The following is a 20,943-nucleotide window of genomic DNA, read 5'->3' on the forward strand; positions in this document are numbered from 1 at the left end:
GAAGCATCACGTCCGGCGCCGGGGGTGTCAACCGCCGAGGCGGTGGTCAGGCCGGTTCGAGTTCCGCGGCGATGGTGCGCAGGGCCTGTTCGAAGGCGGCCGCGGGCTGGCCGCCGGAGATCAGGTAGCGGTCGTTGATCACCACAGCGGGGACGGCGGAAATGCCGGCCATCTGCCACTTGCGCTCCGCCGCGCGAACCTCGTCGGCATAGCGGCCGGACGCCAGGACCTCGCGAGCCTGCGCGCCGTCGAGGCCCGCGATCTCGGCGACCGCCACCAGGGTGTCATGGTCGGCCGGGCTCTGGCCGTTGGTGAAATAGGCGTCGAACAGGGCGCGCTTCAGCTCCGCCTGGCCGCCGACGATGCCCGCCCAGTGCAACAGGCGGTGAGCGTCGAAGGTATTGTAGATGCGGCTCTCGGGGCCAGTCTTCATCGTGAAGCCCACCTCGGCCGCCCGCGCGTGGATCGCCGCGCGGTTGACCGCCGACTGCTCGGCGGTCGCCCCGTACTTCTCGCCGACGTGCTCGACGATGTTCTGGCCGCCGGCCGGCATGTTTGGATTGAGCTCGAAGGGCTGGAAGTGGATGTCGGCGGTGACCAGGTCGCCGACGTTGCGCAGGGCCTCCTCCAGGCCGCCCAGCCCCACCACGCACCAGGGACAGGAGACGTCGGAGACGAAGTCGATCTTCAGGGTCTTGGTCATGCTTTGTCTCCGATCATCGTCACCATCACGCCGAGGCGCGAACCGGCAGCTTCCAGCCTGGACGCACGAAGTGGCAGGTGTAGCCGTTGGGGATGCGCTCCAGGTAGTCCTGGTGCTCCGGCTCGGCGTCCCAGAAGTCGCCCACCGGCTCGACCTCGGTCACCACCTTGCCCGGCCACAGGCCCGAGGCCTCGACATCGGCGATGGTGTCCAGCGCCACCTTCTTCTGCGCCTCGTCGGTGTAGTAGATCGCCGAGCGATAGCTCATGCCCATGTCGTTGCCCTGGCGGTTCTTGGTCGTCGGGTCGTGAATCTGGAAGAAGAATTCCAGCAGAGCGCGATAGCTGATCTTCGCCGGATCGAAGGTGATCTCGATGGCCTCGGCGTGGGTCCCGTGGTTGCGATAGGTGGCGTTCTTAACGTCGCCGCCGGAATAGCCGACCCGGGTCGAGATCACGCCGTCATAGCGGCGGATCAGATCCTGCATGCCCCAGAAGCAGCCGCCTGCCAGCACCGCACGTTCCTGACTCATCGATCTTCTCCTTCGTTAAGGCGACCCTAGAAGCCCGACCCCGCGAGGCCAAGCCCGGTCGCGGCTCCGGCCTTAAATGGGGAGGGCGGGCTTCGATCCAAGGCGCCCCTCAGGTCAGCCCGCCTCTCGGTCCCTACCTGGCCGCGGCGATCTCGTAGAGGAAGTCGACATAGCTCATGGTCGACCCCACCAGGCCCTGAACCTTCGGGTTGCTGCTCTCGATCACGTAGTACTCGTTGGGGGCATGGGCGCCGCTGCCGTGACCCAGGCCGAACTGGCCGGCGGGCAGGCTGACGGGCGCGGAGGTGAAGGTCGCCCCCCGGCCACGACCCCGCCAGGCGCGGATAGATGGTCGTCGGCACATTGTTGCGCTTGTAGGTGGCCAGCTCGGCCTTGATCAGCCGGCTGTTCTCGTCGGTCTCGGTGGGGTCGTAGCCGCCGCTGACATTGATCTCGATGTCCGTAAAGCCGCGCCTATCCAGGTGGGCGCGCAGCTTGGCCACCGAGTCCTCGGCCGTCATGTTGGGCACCAGGCGCAGGTCGATCTTGGCCACCGCGCGGCCGGGCAGCACGGTCTTGCCGCCAGGGCCAGTATAGCCCGAGACCAGGCCCTCGATGTTGACCGTCGGCTGCGAGGCCAGTCGCTCAAGCGTCTTCTCCCAGGGCAGGTCGTCGATGAAGTGCTCGACCCCCAGCGCCTTCTTGGCCTCGGCCTCGTTGAGCTGCTGGCCGGCCAAGGCGATCAGCTCCTTCTCGCGGGGCGTCAGCGGGCGGACCTTCTCGAAATAGTTGTCGATGGCCGGCGTGTTGCCGTCCGGCGTCACCAGGGTGGTGAGCGCCTGCACCAGCCGCCAGGCCGGGCTGTCGACCCGGGCCTTCTCGCTGGAGTGGATGTCGGTCTTGGGACCTCGGCCCCACTTGGCGCCGCTCGCCACCAGCTCCAGCTCGACGATGCCCTTGGCGCCCAGGTTGACGGTGACGCCGCCGTCGCTGGGGCTCTGCCAGCCGGCCGGGATGATCACGCCCTCGCACGTCTTGAGCGCGGCGAGAACGTTGGGCTTGGTGACGATCTGGCGGAAGTGTGGACTGCCGATCTCCTCCTCGCCTTCGCAGACCAGGACGAGGTTGACCGGGGATTTCTTTCCCGCCGCGTGCAAGGCGTGCAGGGCGGCGAGGAACGCGCCCTCCGGCCCCTTCTGGTTCACCGCGCCGCGGCCGACGATCACCTTGCCGAAGCCCGGCTTGTCGACGATGCGCGCCTCCAGGGGCGGGGAGGACCACTCGGACGGCTCGAACTGCTTCACGTCGTACATGAAGTAGATGCCCATCCAGCGCTTGGCGCCGGCGTCCAGGGTGGCGAACACGCCCGGCGCGCCGTCGGTGGGGACCTTCTCGATGTGCTGGAACCCGGCGTCCTTGGCGAGCGCCATCATGTACTCAGCCCCCTTGTCCATGTCGCGGTTCTCCGCGGCGATGGAGGGCAGGGCGATCCAGTCCTGGATGCGCTTCACCGACGCCGCGTAGCCCGCCTCGGCGGCCTTGCGGATGGCTGGCAGGTCGCCGCTGGCGGCGAGCGCAAGGCCAGGTGTGAACAGGGCGGCGGCCGCGCCGCCGGCCAGCAGCGTGCGACGATCGGCGGCGAAGGCGCCACCGGTTTCCGGGTTCGACATCCCAATCCCTCCAAGCCTGAACGGCGGAATAGGACTGTCATAATCGGGGTCCGGCAAGCGCGATCTGGCGGAGCGATGTTCGGTCAGATCGTGGGTTTTGGGTCGCCTCGGCGCAGCCCGAACTATTTTCCCCGCATCATGTCACTTAGAGCTTCGCCGCTTCGTCTCAACCACAAGCCCTCAAGGAGACCTGCCATGACCCCTCGCGTGAAGCAGCACTTCAAGCACATGCCCGACGGCCTGAAGGCCCTGACCGCCCTCGAGGCCAGCATCGCAGCCAGCGGGCTTGAGCACAGTCTCATCGAGCTGGTGAAGCTGCGCGCCTCGCAGATCAACGCCTGCGCCTTCTGCATCCACCTGCACGTCACCGACGCCCGCGCCCACGGCGAGAGCGAGATGCGCCTGCACATGCTCAACGCCTGGCGCGAGTCTCCGCTATACAGCGACCGGGAGCGGGCGGCCCTGGCCTGGACCGAGGCCCTGACCCTGCTGGCCGACACCGGCGCGCCAGACGAGGACTTCGAGCACCTCAAGGCCCAGTTCAGCGAAGCCGAGCAGGTGAACCTCACCCTGGCCATCGGCGTCATCAACCTCTGGAACCGCCTGCAGGCTGGCCTGCGCGCCGCCCATCCGGTGGACGCGGCCAGGTGACCGGGCCGCGGCGCGGCAGCTACCGCTTCTGATCCACGTCGCGCACCGCGCCCCGCGCCGCGCTTGTGGTGAAGGCGGCGTAGGCGCGCAGGGCCATGGAGACCTTGCGTTCACGCTTGGCGGCCGGGGTCCAGGCTTCGGATCCGCGCGCCAACTGGGCGGCGCGACGCTCGGCGATCACGGCGTCGCTGACGGCCAGGTGGATGCTCCGCTGCGGGATGTTGATCTCGATTCGGTCGCCGTCCTGCACCAGGCCGATCAGCCCGCCCTCGGCGGCTTCCGGTGAGACGTGGCCGATGGAGAGGCCCGAGGTGCCGCCCGAGAACCGGCCGTCGGTGATCAGGGCGCAGGCCTTCCCCAGGCCCTTCGATTTCAGGTAGCTGGTGGGATAGAGCATCTCCTGCATGCCTGGCCCGCCGCGCGGCCCCTCGTAGCGGATCACCACCACGTCTCCGGCCTTGATCTTGCCGGTGAGGATGGCGCTGACCGAGGCGTCCTGGCTCTCGAACACCCGGGCCATGCCGGTGAAGACCAGGATGCTGTCATCCACGCCCGCGGTCTTCACGATGCAGCCGTCGAGGGCGAGGTCGCCCTTCAGCACCGCCAGGCCGCCGTCCTTGGAAAACGCGTTCTCGACATTGCGGATCACGCCGCTGGCGCGGTCCAGGTCCAGCGCATCCCAGCGGCGGCTCTGGCTGAAGGCGGTCTGGGTCGGCACCCCGCCCGGGGCGGCCTTGAAGAAGGTGTGAACGCTCTCGCTGGTGGTCCGCGCGATGTCCCAGCGGTCCAGGGCCTCACCCAGGGTGGCGCTGTGCACGGTCGGCGTGTCGGTGTGCAGCAGGCCGCCGCGCTCCAGCTCCCCCAGCAGGGCCATGACCCCGCCCGCGCGGTGGACGTCCTCCATGTGCACGTCGGCCTTGGCGGGCGCCACCTTGGACAGGCAGGGCACCCGGCGCGACAGCCGGTCGATGTCGTCCATGGTGAAGTCCACCTCCGCCTCATGGGCGGCGGCCAGCAGGTGCAGGACGGTGTTGGTGGAGCCGCCCATGGCGATGTCCAGGCTCATGGCGTTCTCGAAGGCCTGGAAATTGGCCACCGAGCGCGGCAGGACGCTGGCGTCGTCCTGCTCATAGAAGCGCCGCGTTATGTCGACGACCGTGTGGCCGGCCTCCAGGAACAGCCGCTCGCGGTCGGCGTGGGTGGCCAGGACCGAGCCGTTACCGGGCAGGGAGAGGCCCAGCGCCTCGGTCAGGCAGTTCATCGAATTGGCGGTGAACATCCCCGAGCAGGAGCCGCAGGTCGGGCAGGCCGACCGCTCGATGACCGCCACCTCCTCGTCGGAGACGCTTTCGTCGGCGGCGGCGACCATGGCGTCCACCAGGTCCAGCGCCACTTCCTTGCCCTTCAGGATCACCTTGCCGGCCTCCATCGGCCCGCCGGAGACGAACACCGTGGGGATGTTCAGCCGCAGGGAGGCCATCAGCATGCCCGGGGTGATCTTGTCGCAGTTGGAGATGCAGACCATGGCGTCCACGCAATGGGCGTTGGCCATGTACTCGACGCTGTCGGCGATCAGTTCGCGCGACGGCAGGCTGTAGAGCATGCCGTCGTGGCCCATGGCGATGCCGTCATCCACGGCGATGGTGTTGAACTCCTTGGCCACGCCGCCGGCCCGCTCGATCTCGCGGGCCACCAGCTGGCCGAGATCCTTCAGGTGCACGTGGCCCGGCACGAACTGGGTGAAGGAGTTCACCACCGCGATGATCGGCTTGCCGAAGTCTGCGTCCTTCATCCCCGTGGCGCGCCACAGCCCGCGGGCGCCGGCCATGTTGCGGCCATGGGTGGAGGTGCGGGAGCGGTAAGCAGGCATGACAGTCTCGGGGCTCTGGGCGGAGACGTGCACATGGCGCGATCACCCTGCTGTGTCCATGCTTCGGGGTGAGTTTTTGCCAGGATGTGGGCCTGGCGCCGCGGCTGCGGGTTGATCTCACCTCAGCCGTCTCATATTCAAGACGAATGGATACTATAGTAGACGAATCCGGAACGCTGTTGGCCAACCGCCTCAGGCTGGAGCGCGACAGGCGCGGCTGGTCCCTGGCCGAGCTCGCCGAGCGGGCCGGCGTCTCCAAGGCCACCATCAGCAAGATCGAGCGCGGGGAGGTAAGCCCCACCGCCGTGATCCTGGTCCGCTTGGCCGGGGCCTTCGACCTCACCCTCGCCGGGCTGCTGCTGAGGGCTGAAGGCGGCGGCGAGCGCCTGACCCGCGCCGCCGACCAGCCCGTCTGGCGCGATCCCGAGACCGGCTACCGCCGCCGCCAGCTGTTCAGCCGCCCCGATCACCCTGTTGAGGCTGTGGAAGTGGAACTTCCGGCCGGCCAGCGGGTGACCCTGCCGGCCTCGTCCTACGCCCACATCCGCCAGGTGGTCTGGGTGCGCTCGGGCGATCTCGTGATCCAGGAGGGCGGCGACCGCCACGAGCTGGCCCCTGGCGACTGCGTGGGCTTCGGCCCGCCCGGCGAGGTCACCATCGCCAACGAGACCGCGCACCCCTGCACCTATGTCGTCGTCCTGGCGCGGAGCTGACCATGATCGCCATCCTCGACACCTCGCACCGCGACGCGCTGAGCGACCTGCTGATCGAGGCGGTCACCAGCGGCGCCTCGGTGAGCTTCATGCACCCCATCAGCCGCGAGACGGCCGACGGCTTCTGGGACCGCGCCCTGGCCGCCGCGGCGCGGGACGAGCGCGTCATCCTGGGCGCCTTCGACGGCGAAGCCCTGGTGGGCACGGTGACCCTGCTGCTGGACTGCCCCGACAACCAGCCCCACCGCGCCGAAATCGCCAAGATGATCACCCGCCTCAGCCATCGGGGCAGGGGGATCGCCACGGCCCTCCTGCGCGAGGCCGAGCGCCTGGCCGTCGAACGGTCGCGCACCCTGCTGGTCCTCGATACCGCCACCGACGGCGGCGCGGCGCCGCTCTACGAACGGGTCGGCTACACCCTCGCCGGCGTCATCCCTGACTACGCCTACAAGCCCCATGGCGGACTGAGTGGGACGGCGATCTACTGGAAATCGCTCGGCCTCTGATCAAGACGTCGTGGGCATCCCCAAGCGAGGGCGAGGCGGCTAGGTTGACGGCGTGATTCTGCAATGGAGCGCCGCGATGGCCCACACGACGATCTACGGCATCAAGGCCTGCGACACGATGAAGAAGGCCCGTGACTGGCTGGACGGCCACGGGGTCGCCTACGGCTTCCACGACTACAAGACCACTGGGATCGACCGCGCCACCCTGGAGGCCTGGGCAGGCAAGGTGGGCTGGGAGGTGCTGCTCAATCGGGCCGGAACCACCTTCCGCAAGCTGCCCGAAGCCGACAAGGCCGAGCTCGACCAGGCCAAGGCCATCGATCTGATGCTGGCCCAGCCCTCGATGATCAAGCGCCCGGTGCTGGGCCTCGGCGGCGACCTGCTGGTGGGGTTCAAGCCGGAGGCCTACGCGGCGAAACTTGGCTGAGGTTTCAGGCGGAAACGCTTTGCCTTCGACAATGACACCCATGGCCATGGCCAAGTACACCGGTTGGGTGCTGGACCGCGGAGAGGGCTACTCGCCGATCTTCGTGGTGGCGGGGTCAGCCTACCTCCTGGCGCTGCTGGTGATACACTTGCTGTCGCCGAGGATGACCCCGGTGAGGATCTAGCCGTCGCGGAGGGGCCGTTGGCGTCGAAACCGAACAAGACCCAGGAGACCGAGGCCAGCGTCGAGGCCTTCCTCGCGGCTGTGGAGCCGCAGGCCCGACAGGCCGACGCGCGAGCCACCTGCGATCTGATGACCAAGATCACCGGTCTGCCGGCCAGGATGTGGGGACCTGCCATCATCGGCTTCGGCAGCTACCACTACCGCTACGACAGCGGCCGGGAGGGTGATGCTCCGCTGGTGGGCTTCTCGCCGCGCAAGGCCGCGCTCACCCTCTATGTCGGGGCCAGTCACCAGGACCCGGCGCTCATGGCGCGCCTGGGCAGGCACAAGACCGGCAAGGGCTGCCTCTACCTCAACAAGCTCTCCGACGTGGACCAGGGTGTGCTGGGGGAGGTGATCGCCGGCTGCGTGGCCCACACGAAGGCGGCCCATCCGCAGCCTTGAGAGAATTTTCCTTCAGATCCTGCATCCGATCACCCGAGCGGCGGCGACTAGGGGATGAAAACGGGCGGACAGACGCCCATCACTCGGGGGCTCAAGCTCATGGACGTCTCAAGCATGGAAGACTTTTGGCACGGCTACTGGTGGCTGATCTTTCCCATCGGCGGCTTCATCTTCGCCGCCTGGGAGCGTTGGCTGAACTATCAGCGCAGCCGCGACACCCTGGACCTCATCAAGACCTACTCCGCCCAGGGCAAGGACGTGCCCCCCGAACTGCTGCGCCAGGTGCAGGACGACGCCGACGATGATGATCGGGACGACTATCGGGGCCGTCGCGGCCGGCGGGCCTATCGCCGCTACTATCGGCATGGACCCTACTGGCAGTTCCGCTCGGCGATCTACACCGGCGCCATCGCCGGGGCGTTCTGGGTAGCCTCGCAATACGCCTTCGTACCAGGCACCGTCGGACCCTTCCGCGTGGTGGCGGTGATCCTGACCTGCATCGCCGTCGCCAACCTGGCCCTGGCGATTCTGTCGTCCGCCTTCCGAGGCAAATGACGCCGGTGGCGTTCGATGGCGGCCATGCTCCGATGCAGGACATCGCCCGGCTGGTCGAGCGCCACCAACAGGCGCTTCGGGCCTTTCTGCGTCGCGCCTGCGGCGACTGGGCCCTGGCCGAGGACCTGGCCCAGGAGACCTTTCTCACCGCCTGGGACAAGATCGGGGACCTGCCTGCGGACGCCAATGTGCGGGCCTGGCTCTGCGGGATCGGGTACAACAAGACGCTCACCGCCCTGCGCTCGGCCCGTCGGGTCCGGCGACGGGAGGCGGACTATCAGGATACGGCGCCCGTGGCGGGCGCGCCGCATCCGGCCGACAAGCTGGCCCTGGACCGGGCCATGGCCGATCTGCCGGTGGAACAGAGGGCCGCGGTCGCCCTCTGCCTCGCCGGGGACTTCAGCCACGCGGAGGCCGCCGAGGTGCTGGCCCTGCCGCTGGGCACAGTGAAATCGCACGTGACACGCGGTCGCGCGCGTCTGTTGCAAGCTTTGGGATTAGCCGATGACCCGGCCTGACGATCACCTCGCCGCCCTCTTCGCCCGGGACCTGCCGCCGGCCCGCGACCCGGCCTTTTCGGCGGCGGTCCTGGAGGCGGTGGCGCGCCGCCGGTTCCAGCGGGAACTAGCCTTCGTGGCGGCGGTCAGCCTTACAGGCGCGGCGGCCCTGGCCGTGCTCTGGCCGGTTCTGCAGCCGGCGCTGCACCTGCTGGCGCGGGACCTGGGCCCTACCGCCCTGGCCTTGGCCGCCGCGGTGACCATCGTGGCGGTGGTCACCGGACGGGTCGGGGCTGACTTGAGTTTGAGATGATGACAAAGATTTCATGGCTGCGCTTGCATCTGTACGGGGCGGCGCGGGCCTCTTTCCTCACAGAAGCGGGCTGATACGCCCCAAAAGGAGAGACCTCGTCATGGAATCCGTCCTCATCGTCTTCATCGTTTTCGGTTCGATCGCCTCGCTGTTCCTGGTGCCGAGCTATCTGAAGAGCCGCGAACGCTCGCGCCTGCACGACACCCTCAAGGCTTCCATCGAGCATGGTCAGCCCATCCCGCCGGAGGTGATCGCGGCCATCACCAGCGACGTGAAGGTCAAGCCGCCGGCTTCACCGGTGCGGGACCTGCGCACCGGCATCATCTGGCTCGGTGTGGCCGTCGGCCTCGCCGCCTTCGGCTTCGCCATCAGCTTCGAGGAGCCGGACGGCCTCTATCCGCTGCTGGGCATGGCCGCATTCCCGGGCTTCATCGGCCTGGCCTTCATCGCCATCTCGTTCTTCGGCCGCGGCAAGTAAGCGGATCCAGGGGGAGCAAGCCCAATGTCGGGCGCGACACAACTCCGGTACGCCAGCCTCCACGATGTGGAACTCGCGACCCTGTCGGCCACGGGAGAACGGCGCGCCTTCGGCGAGCTGGTCCGGCGGCATGGCTCGGCGGTGCGAGGTCTGCTGCGCCGGATGGGTGCGGCCCACGCCGAGGCCGACGACACGGCCCAGGACGCCTTCCTGGCCGCGTTCGAGAGCATCACCGAGTTTCGCGGCGAGGGGACCTTCGCCGGCTGGGTCAAGCGTATCGCCGCCCGCCAGTACCTGAAGCGCCTGCAGCGTGAACGGCGTCTGGCGAACCTGGCGGTCGAGGCTGAGGAGCTGGCCGAAGGGGCCCACAGCCCTGACGCCGCCGGCCGCATCGACCTGGATGAAGCCATGAAGTGTTTAGGCGCGGCCGAACGGCTTTGCGTGACCATGTGCTACGGCGCGGGCCTGTCCCACGTCGAGGCCGCGGATGCCTTGAATCTGCCGCTTGGAACGGTCAAATCCCATGTCAAACGTGGTCTGGAGAAGCTCAGAACGCGACTGGCGCCTGAGGGTGCGGAGCTGGAGGGGAGGCGTGGCAATGGCTGAGATCGATTTCGAACGCCGCCTTGAGCGGCTCTTCTCCGATGCGCCGGCGTTCTCCGACGAGAGCGCCTTCGCCGCGCGTGTGGAGCAGCGCCTCGACCGCGGCTGGAACATGCGCCGCTGGTTCATCGGCGCGGCCGGCTTGGCCGGCGGGGTGATCGGCGCCAGCCAGTTGATCATGTCCAACTTCGTCCAGCGGGTGGAGGACGCCTCCGAGGGCTCCTCGCGCATCCTGCAGGCCGGAATCGCCCAGGCGCGCCCGGGCATGGACCTGTTCGCCATGGTGCAGTCGGACTGGACCGTCGTATGGATCGCCAGCGGCCTGGCCGTCCTGGCCATGGGCTTCGTGCTCACCCGCGTGATCGAGGAGATCTGACCCCATGTCGGCTCAACGTCAGGACACGGTTCGGCGCCTCGCCGCGCCGGACATCACCGCGCGCAAGGGCGGCGTGCCCATCGTCTGCCTCACGGCCTACACCGCGCCGATGGCCGAGCTGCTGGACGACCACTGCGACCTGCTGCTGGTGGGCGACAGCGTCGGCATGGTGGTCCACGGCCTGCCCAACACCGTGGGCGTGACGATGGAGATGATGATCCTGCACGGCCAAGCGGTGATGCGGACCTCCAAGAAGGCCATGGTGGTGGTCGACATGCCCTTCGGCTCCTACGAGGGCGCGCCCGAGGTCGCCTATCAGAACGCCGTGCGGATCATGAAGGAGACGGGCGCCTCGGCGGTTAAGGTCGAGAGCGGCTCCACGGTGGTGGAGACCATCGCCTATCTGGTGAAGCGCGGCGTGCCGGTCATGGGGCATGTGGGCCTGCGGCCGCAGGCGGTGCTGGTGGACGGCGGCTTCAAGGCCAAGGGCCGGGCCGGCGAGGAGCGCGCGCGGATCCTTGAGGAGGCCAAGGCCACCGCCGCGGCCGGCGCCTTCGCCGTCGTGGTCGAGGGCGTGGCCGAGGGCCTGGCCCGCGAGATCACCGAGACCATTGCCGTACCCACCATCGGCATCGGCGCCTCGGCCGGCTGCGACGGCCAGATCCTGGTGACCGACGACATGCTGGGACTGTTCGACTGGACGCCCAAGTTCGTGCGCCGCTATGCCGATCTGCGCGGGGAGATCTCCAAGGCTGTCGCGGGCTATGCCGACGACGTGCGCCAGCGGAACTTCCCGGGCCCGGCCGAAATCTATTTCGCCAAGGCGGCCAACACTTAAGCGAAGACAACGGCGGGTTCCGCCGCCGGTTCAAAGGCTTTCGCCAGGGCGATGGCCTCTGCCTCGATGGCCTGGCGGTCTTTGGGGCTGAATTTTTCGAAGGCCGTGACCATGACAGTCGGGGTCTTGCTCTTGGTCTCCAGCCTCCAGGTCCCGGCGACAAAGCCGTCCACCAGCAGCATCGGCGGCACCTGCAGGTTCTTGCTGGCGATCCTGGGGGCGTGCTGCGCCGGCACGATGCGGGCCCGATCCTGGTGGCCCTGGGTCACGGCGTCGAAGTCGGGAACGAAACGGGGCGGGGCCGGGATGTCGCCGCCGGGCCGAGGCGCATCCTTCAGGTCGTAGAGCAGTTTCCCGCGCGCATCGCGGAAGGTCACGATGTCGCCGGCGATTTCGTCGAACAGCGGCGCGACGCCTTTCAGCCCCGACCAGCCGCTGAAGTCGGCGGGCGTCGCCGGACCCCAGGCGGCCAGGTAGCGGCGCAGGAGTTCGGCGGGCGCCGGGGCTGCCGCGACATCCTGGCCGAGATAGGCCTTGGCCAGGACGAACTCGCCGCCCGGCGAAAAGCCGTAGGGCGTGTCCGAGGCGGCCTGCACCAGAGGCAAGAGTTGGCGTGCGGCGTAGGCCATGATGCGGATGTCGGAAAATCCTGCTCTTTCAAGGGACTTTCGGAAGGTCTCAAACTCTTTTGGTTCGGCGAAGTGCGCACGGGCCAGGGCTAGAACCGGCTCCAGTTCGCCTACTGTGGTCTTCGTCCCGCCCGGCAGGGCCATGGTCTCGCCGCTGCGCAGACTGGCGCGGAAGGCCAGGAAGTCGGAGGTGGTCATCAGGTAGAGGGTTCCCCGCATGGCGGTGGCGCGCACCACGTCGTGGGCCTCGATGGCCGCGCGCAGGTCCTCCGGCTTGAACCCCGCCAGTCGCGACCACAGGCCGAGGAAGGGCGTGCGCGGCAGCTGCGCCTGGACACCCACCAGCCGGCGCAACGCCTCCATGGGCGTCAGCGGCTGACGCTCCAGCAGCATCTGCCGGGCCAGCAGGGCGCGGTTCAAATCGCGGTCGGTCAGGGTCGCGTCGGGCATCGGCGCAGGATCGCCGAGAGCGGGCGGCTAGACCAGCCCCGTCACCGGCCGGACGGTGGCGCTGTCGGGGAAGACGGTGGTGTCCAGCACCCGGCGGTCCAGGCCCATGTGATCGGCTAGCACCCCCTTGAACAGGCCGCGCATGTCCACGGTCGGCGCCAGGTCACGGGCCTCGAACAGGGCTGAGCTCTTCAAGGTCGGCCAGTCGCCGACGATGCCGCCGGGCTTGAGCGCTCCGCCAAGCAGCAGGGCGGTGGAGGCCGTGCCGTGATCGGTGCCGCCGGTGCCGTTGACCCGCGCCGTGCGCCCGAACTCGGTGGCCACCAGCACCACGCTGTTCTTCCAATCCGCACCGAGGCCGGTGTGCAGGCCGTCCAGCACGGCGTCCAGATAGGTCAGGCGCGGCGCCAGCTGACCCAGCTGGTTGGCGTGGGTGTCGAAGCCGTCGAGGCTGACCACCGCGATCTGCGGTCCGCCGGGCTCGCGCATGAAGCCGGCCACCGTCGTCCCCAGCTTGCGCGCCGCCTCCGCCCCCTGGCGCACCAGACCGGGCGCATTGGCGGCGGGGGTCATGGTCGTCATGGACGTGTCCTGCGGCAGGTTGGTCATGGCCGCCTGGGCCATGGTCTCGGTGGCCAGGCCGCGGGCCAGGGCCGGGCCCAGCACCGGATCGTCCTTGTAGAGGTCCTGCAGCAGGGTCGGCAGACGGGCCGAGGCGTCGACCCCTTTGCCCGGCGACCAGGAGGACACCGCCGCCGGCCCGCGCAGGATCAGCGGCGCGGTGGGCCCCACCGACAGTGCCTCGACCTTGCGCTGGGCGGACAAGCCGGTGACGGCCCGGTTCAGCCAGCCGCTGCTGGTCCCGTAGACGACGGCCGCGCCGCTCTCCAGCACGTCCTGGGCCTCGAAGTGGGAGCGGGCTCGGTCCGGCGTGGCCACGGCGGGCACGATCCGCGCCTCGCCGGCCTGCGCCAAGGCATGGACTGAGGTGAGGGACGGATGCAGGGCGAAGGTCCCGTCCAGCTTCAGAGCCTTGTCGTCCAGGGCGATGGCGCGGCGCAGGCCCTGATAGTCCGGGTCGCCCACTGGAGGCGCGACGGACAGACCATCCATTCCGCCCCGGCAAATCACCACGATCAGCTTGCGGTTTGCAGCCGCGCCCTCCGAGGCCGCGAAGGCCTGGCGGGCGACGAAGTTCAGGGAGAGGCCGAATCCGGCGGCGGCGAGGAGCGCGGCGCGGCGGGTGGGGGGCGAGGTCATCGGCGTTGGAACTCCGGGCTCATCAGCAACAGGGCCAGACCCTCGGCGCGGGTCTCGGATCGGGCGATGGCGGTGGCGGTGGGGGCCGACAGCCGTGCGCCCAGCGCCTCGGTCGCCAACCCCCTCGGATCGCGGTCGGCGCTGGCGGCAGCGGCGAAGGCCTGGGCCCAGGCCATCCGTTTGACAATGGCGTCGGGCGCGGCCCACGACGCGGTGTCTTCCGGCCAGCCCTTGGGGGAGGGGGCGCTGAAGGCCCTCTGTCCCATGGCGTTGAGCGTCGGCGCCAGGACAGTGATGTCCCGCGGCGCCCCGCCGGCCGCGCGCCAGCTGGAGATCAGGAATTCGTAGGGTGTCTTGAACTTGGCCTGGGTTGGGGCCCAGGCCTCGGGGGCGTCCACCAGGGCCTTGGCCACCTCGCCGAGCTGGCCACCGGTGTCACGCCAGCGGCGCTCCAGGCGGTCGACGAGGGCGGGCGGCGGATCGTCGGCCACGAAGTGCCGAGCGATCTTGCCGCAGATGAAGCGGGCGGTGGCGGGCTTGGCCGCCAGATCGGCGAGGATGGCGCCGGCCTGTTCCTTGCCGCCGGCCGCATAGCGAACCCCCATCACCGTGCGCGCGCCGGGCTCGTGCGCCATCGCGCGGAACACCGGGGCTCCGGCCTGGCTCGGGTTCTCCCGCAGGCCGCCGATGGACAGGCCGGTCAGGGCGCGGGCGAATTCGGTGACGTCGGCCTGGCTGTAGCCGCCGCCCACCCCGACCGTGTGCAGTTCCAGGATCTCGCGGGCCAGGTTCTCGTTCAGACCCAGGGTACGGCCGGCGGCCGGGAGGGGCACGCCATTCCCCACGCCGCGTCCGCCGCGCTTGACGTACTGGGCCGCCATGCTGTTCGGCCCCACCGACTGCGCCTGGTCCAGATAGAGCAACATGGCTGGATGGGTCTCGGCCGCGCCCAGCAGTTCGGTGAAGGTCGCGAACACGTGGGGCCGGATCGCCTCCTGCTCATAGGGCCCGACGACGGTGGCGGTGATCAGCTTGCTGGCCGAGACCGTGAAGTGGTTGGCCCAGAACAGCGCCCAGCGTTCGCGGAAGCCCTCCGGCGTCTGGGCGCCCAGGCGGGCGCGGGCGGCGAAGTCGGCGCCGGTCTCCTCGCGCAACACCCGCTGGGCCATCTTCACCGGATCGCGCGGGCCGGGCTTGGGGTCGTCGGGCCCTTGCGCGGCCTTCATGGCCTTGCGGTCCTGTTGATAGTCACGGAACTCGGCCAGGCGCTGTTGGGCGGTCTCAGGATTGGCCTGCGGCTGTTCGGCCCCCTGGGCGTGGATCTGGGCCTTCAGGAAGCCCCGCGGGTCGCCACGGGCCTGCGAGATTTCGCCGGTCCGCGCCCCCAGTCCGAAGCGAGTGACAGCGATAGCGGCGTCCAGGTCGCGGTCGGCCAAGGCGAGCCTCCTTGCGCAAATCTCATCCAACGCTCATTTGCACGCGCACGGCGACAGGATTCCGTCGCGGGTATCTGGAGAGACGTGTGGCCAAGGGATTCAAGGAAGCCGGCGAGAAGCCCCGCCGCTTCTACAAGGACGTCTCAGTGGAGGCCGCCCCGGGCGGCTTCGCGGTGAAGCTGGACAGTCGCAGCCTGCGCAGCCCCCGCGCCGCCTTGATGGTTCTGCCGACCCAGGCGCTCGCTGATCTGGTGGCCGAGGAATGGGCCGGGCAGGGCGAGCACATCGAGATGGCCGTGATGCACGCCACCCGCCTGGCCAACACCGCCCTGGACGCCATTCCCCAGGCCCGCGACGGCACGGCCGGCCAGATCGCCGACTATGCCGGCTCCGACCTGCTTTGCTACTTCGCGCAGGATCCGGCGGGCCTGGTGGATCGCCAGCAGCATCACTGGGTTCCGGTGCTGGAGCGCGCCGAGCGGGAGTTTGACGTGGCCTTCGTCCGCGCCGCCGGCATCGTCCACCGCACCCAGCCCGACGAGACCCTGGCCAAGGTCAAGGCCATGGCCCTGGACCTGGACGACTTCGGGCTGGCGGGGGTGGCCTTCGGCACCGCCCTGTTTGGTTCGGCGGTCCTGGCCTTCGGCCTGGCGCGGGGCTGGATGAGCGGGGTCCAGGTCCTGGAGCTCTCGCGCCTCGATGAGATATTCCAGGAGGAGAAGTGGGGCATCGATGACGAGGCCGCCGAACGCACCGCCCGCCATGTGGTGGAAGCCCAGATGCTGGAGCGCTGGTTCAAGGCCCTCTAGCTGACGCGCGGTGAACTTGCGCAGGCTTCCGGGCGCGACTAGGGCTTGATCCCAGCACAGAGCGTTAAGAGGGGCCGGCCTTGAAGCATATCATCGAGGAGCTTGAGAAGCGTCGCAGCGAAGCCCGTCTGGGCGGGGGCGAGCGGCGCATCGAGAACCAGCACGCCAAGGGCAAGCTGACCGCGCGCGAGCGCCTCGACCTGCTGCTGGACGAGGGCTCCTTCGAGGAGTTCGACATGTTCGTCGAGCACCGCGCCACCGACTTCGGCATGGCCGACAACCGCGTGCCTGGCGACGGCGTGGTCACCGGCTGGGGCAATATCAACGGCCGTCTGGTCTTCGTGTTCTCCAAGGATTTCACGGTCTTCGGCGGCTCTCTTTCCAACGCCCACGCCCAGAAAATCGTCAAGGTGCAACAGCAGGCCCTGAAGGTCGGCGCGCCGATCATCGGCCTGTTCGACGCCGGCGGCGCGCGCATCCAGGAGGGCGTCGACGGCCTGGCCGGATATGCCGACATCTTCCTGCAGAACACGCTGGCCAGCGGCGTCATCCCGCAGATCAGCGTGATCATGGGCCCCTGCGCCGGGGGCGACGTCTATTCGCCGGCCATCACCGACTTCATCTTCATGGTGAAGGATACCTCCTACATGTACGTCACCGGTCCCGACGTGGTCCGCACGGTGACCCACGAGGAGGTCACCCACGAGGAACTTGGCGGCTATCGCGTGCACGCCATGAAGTCCGGCGTCGCCGACGGCGCCTTTGAAAACGACCTGGAGGCCCTGACCCAGGTGCGCCGCCTGGTGGACTTCCTGCCGCTCTCCAATCGCGAGAAGCCGCCGGTCCGCGAGAGCTTCGACAATGTCGAGCGCGACGAGCCGAGCCTCGACACCCTGGTGCCGTCCAATCCCAACAAGCCCTACGACATGAAGGAGCTGATCCTGAAGGTCGTGGACGAGGCTGATTTCTTCGAGATCGCCCCCGACTTCGCCAAGAACATCATCTGCGGCTTCGCCCGCATGGACGGCCGAACCATCGGCATCGTCGCCAACCAGCCCCAGGTGCTGGCCGGCGTGCTGGACATCGACTCCAGCCGAAAGGGCGCCCGCTTCGTGCGCTTCTGCGACGCCTTCGAGATCCCCCTGGTGACCCTGGTGGACGTGCCGGGCTTCATGCCGGGCACCAAGCAGGAGCAGGGCGGCCTGATCCGCCACGGCGCCAAGCTGCTGTTCGCCTATGCCGAGGCCACCGTGCCCAAGGTGACCCTGATCACCCGCAAGGCCTATGGCGGCGCCTATGACGTGATGAGCTCCAAGCACATCCGCGGCGACGTGAACTACGCCTGGCCCACCGCCGAGATCGCGGTGATGGGCTCGAAGGGCGCCGTGGAGATTATCTTCCGGGCCGAGATCGGCGACCCCGACGCCATCGCCGCCCGCGAGGCCGAGTACAAGTCCCGCTTCGCCAACCCCTTCATCGCCGCTTCGCGCGGTTACATCGACGACGTCATCAAGCCCCACAACACCCGCAAGCGCATCGCCCGCTCGCTGAAGAACCTGCGCGGCAAGCAGCTGACCAATCCCTGGAAAAAGCACGACAACATCCCGCTGTAGGGGCTGCGGCCCCAGGACCGCGCCGCGATCGGGTGCGCGCGGGCGTTGCGCTGGATCAAGGCGCGGCGGTCGACCTGGGTGCAGGTTTAGGGTGACCCATGGACGTCCTCGCCCGCCAGCTCCTGATCTCGACGGCCGTCGTCTCGGCGACCGTGCTGATCCACCTGTTGGGCCTCGACGCCCTGCAGGGGCTGCTGCGGTGGCATCTGGAGCGCTTCACCCGCTGGATAAACCTCGACCGCGTCCTGGTGCCCCTCGGCGTCGTCCTGGGGCTGTTCGTGCTGCACGGGCTCGAGATCTGGCTCTATGCGCTGGTCTATTGGAAGATGCAGATGCTCCCGACGCTGGAGCAGGCCCTCTATTTTTCCACCAGTTCCTATTCGACGGTTGGTGAGACCGGCGCGATCCTGCCCGACCGTTGGCGGATCGTTGGGGTTCTGGAGGCCATCAACGGCATGCTGCTGATCGGCTGGTCCACCGCCTTCCTGTTCCAAATTCTGCACCACCTGATGTGGGATGACAGCGACAATCACCCGCTCCCCAAGGGCGCCATCGCCAGGGCGTCCAAACCGCGTCGAACACGCCAGAAGTGACCCTCTGAAATCGGAACAAGCCCACCCGTGCCGGGTTGTTGGACCAGCAAGTCCTCGCAACACGGGAGAAGGCAGATGGCCGATAGAAGCAACGAACGCGGCGGGTGGCCCCGTGAGCATCGCCTGGACCCCCGCCACCGCCACGACTGGGACGAGGCCGCCGCCGACTATCAGGCCGGCGAGGATGACCGCCCGGGCGAGGGCCGAAGCTTCGAAAAGGGTTATGTCGGCCCGCGCTACGGGGTGGGCGGGTATACCGGCTATACCGGCGGCTACGGTCAGAACGGGTCCGATCCGGGGGAACGTGTCTCGCCCTACGGTGACCGCGTCTATCATGGCGGCGTCCGGGCGCCCCAGGAGAACAGCCGCGATGGACGCTATGACAGCGTCCCGCGCCAGGATCACCCAGGCGAGTACCGTACCTATCACAATCCCGGCCATCGCGGCCTGGGACCCCAGGGCTACACGCGCAGCGACCAACGCATCACAGAGGACGTCCATGATCGTCTGACCGACGATGATCACATCGACGCCTCGCGCATCACTGTGGCCGTGCAGGACGGCGAGGTGACCCTGTCGGGTACGATCCGCGACCGTCGCGCCAAACATCACGCCGAGGCGATCATCGAGCATATCGGCGGTGTGAAGCATGTGCAGAACAACCTGCGCGTCGATGCGCACGCCAAGGACCGAGGTCCGGCCCCGCTGGGTGAGAACACCGTCCTGCGCGACCAGGCTGAAGACAGCTGAGGCCTACTGACTCCGCGCGCCGCCGGTTCTAGGCTGGCGGCGTGTCGGAGGAGACGTTCAAGACCTGGATCGACCGTTGGGGGCTCGCGCCCGACGGGGAGCCGTTCACCAGCCTTGGGGGACGGCTGCTGCCTGTGCGGCAGGCGGACGTCGCGGCCATGCTCAAGATCAGCGACGCGCCCGAGGAAATCGCCGGCGGTATCTTGATGTCCTGGTGGAACGGGCAGGGCGCCGCCCCGGTCCTGGCCCACGAGGGCGAGGCGCTGTTGATGCTCCGCGCCACGGGCTCAGGCTCGCTGGCGGAGATGGCCCGATCAGGACAGGACGACACGGCCAGCCGCATCATCTGCACGGCGCTGGACGGGTTGCATGCGCCGCGACCTGGCAGGCTGCCCGCCAGCCTCAGGCCGTTGCCGGACTGGTTCGGGCAACTGGAGCCGGCTGCCAACCGCCACGGCGGCGTGCTGTCCAAGTCCCTTGCCATGTCGAAACGCCTGCTGGCCGACCCGCGCGAGGTCTGTGTCCTGCACGGCGACGCCCACCACGGCAATTTCCTGGATTTTGGCGAGCTTGGCTGGCTGGCCATCGATCCCAAGGGCCTCATCGGCGACCGAGGGTACGACTACGCCAATCTGCTGTGCAATCCCGACCTCGCCACCGCCGTCGCCCCTGGCCGCATCGCGCGGCAGGTCAGGGTGGTTTCTGAAGCCACCAATCTGGAGCCTGAGCGAACGCTGCAGTGGCTGCTGGCCTATGCCGGCCTCTCGGCCGCCTGGACCCTGTCGGACGGAAACAACCCGACCGGCGCTCTGCAGATCGCCGAAATCGCGGCCGCCGAACTGGGGCTCTGACCGCCTAGTAGAGATTCTCGTTGGCCTGCCGGGTCGCGCGGCTGCTCATATAGGACACCAGGCCTAACCGGAGCGCGTGCTGGTCCGTGGCGATGGGCGAAAGTCGCGCGACCAGGGATTCCCAGACCTTGAGTCCAGATCCGTCGTCCGCCCCGGCTTTGACCGCCTTGCCGAGTTGGGCGATCAGCCCCGGATCGAGGGTCGCCCACGCCGCGTCCAGCTGTTCGGCGGAGACCCCGGCCTGGACCGATAGCCGCCGCTCGGCCACCTGCTGGCGTGAATACCCCCCAAAGGCTCCGCCAGCCGCGCCCATCGCCGCCTCGCTCACATGGCAGGCCTCCACAGCCTTGGCCAGATGGTCGGAATTGAAGAAGGCCGCCTCATCGGGCGCGTCATCGCTGTCCAGGCTGGAATCCAGATAGGCTTTGCGATCGGAGAGCGGCAGTTGATTCCAGATACACTTGGCGTCACCCGCCACGGCGGGGCTCGCCGCAGCCAGCAAGCCGATCAGGATGAGTGTGCGTAGCGGCATGAGGGTCTGCAAATACTGAGGCGCCGGGCGTCCAACGCGGCATCCTACAGCGGAGCTTCGACATCGGCGATAGAATTGACAGTCTGGCTGTCTCAGCTCGCCGCGGTCGCCAGGTGCTGGTTGTCACCGCGCTGCAGCGGATCACGCAGCAGCTGGCCGTTCTGCACGAACTCCAGCGAGATCGAATTGATGCAATAGCGCAGCCGGGTCGGGGCCGGGCCGTCGGGGAAGACGTGGCCCTGGTGGCTGTCGCAGCGGGCGCAGCGGGTCTCGATGCGGATCATGCCGTAGCTGCTGTCCTTCACCGCCACGACGTGGGCCTCATCGATGGGGGCGAAGAAGCTGGGCCAGCCGGTGCCGCTTTCGAACTTGGTCTTGGCCTGGAACAGCGGCAGGCCGCAGAGCCGGCAGCAATAGGCGCCGTCCTGCTTGTTATCCAGCAGGCCGCCGCAGAACGCCGCTTCGGTGCCGTGGTGCAGCAGCACCTCGGCCTCGTCGCGGGTGAGGTCGGCTTCGAGACGCTTGCGTTCCGCTGCGTCCGGGGGCGTCAGGTCGAAACCGGACGGGGAGAGGGTGGCTTCTGGCGTGCTCATGGGGTCCAATCTAAGGTCTCTCCTCGCAGTACGGAAGCGCTTCAGGGGAGGTTACGTTCATGCCCAGG

At 68.5% G+C, this 20,943-nt stretch carries 27 protein-coding genes; 18 read left to right on the top strand and 9 right to left on the bottom strand.

Annotated elements, in window-relative coordinates:
• Positions 1 to 46 precede the first annotated feature (46 nt).
• From JKL49_RS09510 to JKL49_RS09520, 3 genes are read right to left on the bottom strand one after another with little or no spacing between them, the layout of a single operon-like run.
• A complete protein-coding gene (locus tag JKL49_RS09510) occupies positions 47 to 703 on the bottom strand; it encodes a DsbA family oxidoreductase (RefSeq protein WP_215339966.1) in 657 nt (218 codons plus the stop codon).
• A 25-nt stretch (positions 704 to 728) separates the two neighbouring features.
• Positions 729 to 1,235: a peptide-methionine (S)-S-oxide reductase MsrA gene (gene msrA / locus JKL49_RS09515; RefSeq protein WP_215339967.1), complete on the bottom strand. Its 507-nt coding sequence runs from the start codon at positions 1,233 to 1,235 to the stop codon at positions 729 to 731.
• Between the two features lie 26 nt (positions 1,236 to 1,261).
• The gene (locus JKL49_RS09520) at positions 1,262 to 2,905 is read right to left on the bottom strand and encodes a M20/M25/M40 family metallo-hydrolase (RefSeq protein ID WP_215339968.1); all 1,644 of its coding nucleotides are present in this window, start codon (positions 2,903 to 2,905) and stop codon (positions 1,262 to 1,264) included.
• Positions 2,906 to 3,100: 195 nt separating this feature from the next.
• Between JKL49_RS09520 and JKL49_RS09525 the strand changes: the two genes are divergently transcribed.
• The gene (locus JKL49_RS09525; RefSeq protein ID WP_215339969.1) at positions 3,101 to 3,556 is read left to right on the top strand and encodes a carboxymuconolactone decarboxylase family protein; all 456 of its coding nucleotides are present in this window, start codon (positions 3,101 to 3,103) and stop codon (positions 3,554 to 3,556) included.
• A gap of 19 nt (positions 3,557 to 3,575) precedes the next feature.
• On the opposite strand, the gene ilvD is transcribed toward JKL49_RS09525, so the two are convergent.
• Positions 3,576 to 5,426, bottom strand: coding sequence for a dihydroxy-acid dehydratase (gene ilvD / locus JKL49_RS09530; RefSeq protein ID WP_215339970.1), 1,851 nt, complete (start codon positions 5,424 to 5,426; stop codon positions 3,576 to 3,578).
• A 179-nt stretch (positions 5,427 to 5,605) separates the two neighbouring features.
• Here ilvD and JKL49_RS09535 point away from each other — a divergent pair, with 179 nt between their 5' ends.
• From JKL49_RS09535 to panB, 12 genes are all read left to right on the top strand, one after another.
• Entirely contained in the window at positions 5,606 to 6,139 is a 534-nt protein-coding gene (locus JKL49_RS09535) for a helix-turn-helix domain-containing protein (RefSeq protein ID WP_249778066.1), read from the top strand.
• A gap of 2 nt (positions 6,140 to 6,141) precedes the next feature.
• Positions 6,142 to 6,645, top strand: coding sequence for a GNAT family N-acetyltransferase (locus JKL49_RS09540; RefSeq protein ID WP_215339972.1), 504 nt, complete (start codon positions 6,142 to 6,144; stop codon positions 6,643 to 6,645).
• Positions 6,646 to 6,721: 76 nt separating this feature from the next.
• Entirely contained in the window at positions 6,722 to 7,072 is a 351-nt protein-coding gene (locus JKL49_RS09545) for an ArsC family reductase (protein ID WP_215339973.1), read from the top strand.
• Between the two features lie 46 nt (positions 7,073 to 7,118).
• Positions 7,119 to 7,256, top strand: a complete 138-nt coding sequence (locus tag JKL49_RS09550) for a hypothetical protein (RefSeq protein ID WP_215339974.1) — start codon at positions 7,119 to 7,121, stop codon at positions 7,254 to 7,256.
• A gap of 17 nt (positions 7,257 to 7,273) precedes the next feature.
• Entirely contained in the window at positions 7,274 to 7,699 is a 426-nt protein-coding gene (locus JKL49_RS09555) for a DUF1801 domain-containing protein (RefSeq protein ID WP_215339975.1), read from the top strand.
• Between the two features lie 114 nt (positions 7,700 to 7,813).
• Positions 7,814 to 8,254: a hypothetical protein gene (locus JKL49_RS09560; RefSeq protein WP_215339976.1), complete on the top strand. Its 441-nt coding sequence runs from the start codon at positions 7,814 to 7,816 to the stop codon at positions 8,252 to 8,254.
• Entirely contained in the window at positions 8,251 to 8,772 is a 522-nt protein-coding gene (locus JKL49_RS09565; RefSeq protein ID WP_215339977.1) for an RNA polymerase sigma factor, read from the top strand. Before JKL49_RS09560 ends, JKL49_RS09565 begins: the two co-directional genes overlap by 4 nt.
• Complete coding sequence (locus JKL49_RS09570) at positions 8,759 to 9,064, top strand: hypothetical protein (RefSeq protein WP_215339978.1); 306 nt, start codon at positions 8,759 to 8,761, stop codon at positions 9,062 to 9,064. The genes JKL49_RS09565 and JKL49_RS09570 overlap by 14 nt, the downstream gene beginning before the upstream one ends.
• A gap of 100 nt (positions 9,065 to 9,164) precedes the next feature.
• A complete protein-coding gene (locus JKL49_RS09575; RefSeq protein ID WP_215339979.1) occupies positions 9,165 to 9,542 on the top strand; it encodes a DUF6249 domain-containing protein in 378 nt (125 codons plus the stop codon).
• Between the two features lie 24 nt (positions 9,543 to 9,566).
• Positions 9,567 to 10,148: an RNA polymerase sigma factor gene (locus JKL49_RS09580; protein WP_215339980.1), complete on the top strand. Its 582-nt coding sequence runs from the start codon at positions 9,567 to 9,569 to the stop codon at positions 10,146 to 10,148.
• Entirely contained in the window at positions 10,141 to 10,521 is a 381-nt protein-coding gene (locus tag JKL49_RS09585; RefSeq protein ID WP_215339981.1) for a hypothetical protein, read from the top strand. The genes JKL49_RS09580 and JKL49_RS09585 overlap by 8 nt, the downstream gene beginning before the upstream one ends.
• Positions 10,522 to 10,525: 4 nt before the next feature.
• A complete protein-coding gene (gene panB / locus JKL49_RS09590; protein WP_215339982.1) occupies positions 10,526 to 11,359 on the top strand; it encodes a 3-methyl-2-oxobutanoate hydroxymethyltransferase in 834 nt (277 codons plus the stop codon).
• On the opposite strand, the gene JKL49_RS09595 is transcribed toward panB, so the two are convergent.
• Genes JKL49_RS09595 through JKL49_RS09605 form a run of 3 tightly spaced genes read right to left on the bottom strand, consistent with a single transcriptional unit; the run spans position 11,356 to position 15,134 of the window.
• Complete coding sequence (locus JKL49_RS09595) at positions 11,356 to 12,438, bottom strand: winged helix DNA-binding domain-containing protein (RefSeq protein WP_215339983.1); 1,083 nt, start codon at positions 12,436 to 12,438, stop codon at positions 11,356 to 11,358. The two genes, panB and JKL49_RS09595, sit on opposite strands and share 4 nt — an antisense overlap.
• Positions 12,439 to 12,465: 27 nt before the next feature.
• On the bottom strand, positions 12,466 to 13,698 hold the full coding sequence (locus JKL49_RS09600) for a DUF1501 domain-containing protein (RefSeq protein WP_215339984.1): 1,233 nt from the start codon (positions 13,696 to 13,698) through the stop codon (positions 12,466 to 12,468).
• The gene (locus tag JKL49_RS09605) at positions 13,695 to 15,134 is read right to left on the bottom strand and encodes a DUF1800 domain-containing protein (protein ID WP_249778067.1); all 1,440 of its coding nucleotides are present in this window, start codon (positions 15,132 to 15,134) and stop codon (positions 13,695 to 13,697) included. The genes JKL49_RS09600 and JKL49_RS09605 overlap by 4 nt, the downstream gene beginning before the upstream one ends.
• Before the next feature lie 86 nt (positions 15,135 to 15,220).
• Between JKL49_RS09605 and JKL49_RS09610 the strand changes: the two genes are divergently transcribed.
• From JKL49_RS09610 to JKL49_RS09630, 5 genes are all read left to right on the top strand, one after another.
• Positions 15,221 to 15,943, top strand: a complete 723-nt coding sequence (locus JKL49_RS09610) for an ATP12 family chaperone protein (protein WP_215339986.1) — start codon at positions 15,221 to 15,223, stop codon at positions 15,941 to 15,943.
• Between the two features lie 80 nt (positions 15,944 to 16,023).
• The gene (locus tag JKL49_RS09615) at positions 16,024 to 17,556 is read left to right on the top strand and encodes an acyl-CoA carboxylase subunit beta (RefSeq protein WP_215339987.1); all 1,533 of its coding nucleotides are present in this window, start codon (positions 16,024 to 16,026) and stop codon (positions 17,554 to 17,556) included.
• A gap of 98 nt (positions 17,557 to 17,654) precedes the next feature.
• Positions 17,655 to 18,149, top strand: a complete 495-nt coding sequence (locus tag JKL49_RS09620) for an ion channel (protein WP_215339988.1) — start codon at positions 17,655 to 17,657, stop codon at positions 18,147 to 18,149.
• A 75-nt stretch (positions 18,150 to 18,224) separates the two neighbouring features.
• Entirely contained in the window at positions 18,225 to 18,899 is a 675-nt protein-coding gene (locus JKL49_RS09625; RefSeq protein WP_215339989.1) for a BON domain-containing protein, read from the top strand.
• 41 nt (positions 18,900 to 18,940) lie between these two features.
• A complete protein-coding gene (locus JKL49_RS09630) occupies positions 18,941 to 19,750 on the top strand; it encodes an aminoglycoside phosphotransferase family protein (protein WP_215339990.1) in 810 nt (269 codons plus the stop codon).
• 4 nt (positions 19,751 to 19,754) lie between these two features.
• Here the strand turns inward: JKL49_RS09630 and JKL49_RS09635 are convergent, their stop codons facing one another.
• Positions 19,755 to 20,282 (bottom strand): hypothetical protein, encoded by a 528-nt coding sequence (locus tag JKL49_RS09635; protein ID WP_215339991.1) that lies wholly within the window; start codon positions 20,280 to 20,282, stop codon positions 19,755 to 19,757.
• Positions 20,283 to 20,374: 92 nt separating this feature from the next.
• Positions 20,375 to 20,875 carry a peptide-methionine (R)-S-oxide reductase MsrB gene (msrB, locus tag JKL49_RS09640; protein ID WP_215339992.1) on the bottom strand — a complete coding sequence of 167 codons (501 nt, stop codon included), beginning with the start codon at positions 20,873 to 20,875 and terminating at the stop codon, positions 20,375 to 20,377.
• Positions 20,876 to 20,943: the final 68 nt, after the last annotated feature.

The sequence above is a fragment of the Phenylobacterium glaciei genome, assembly GCF_016772415.1.
Taxonomy (GTDB): domain Bacteria; phylum Pseudomonadota; class Alphaproteobacteria; order Caulobacterales; family Caulobacteraceae; genus Phenylobacterium; species Phenylobacterium glaciei.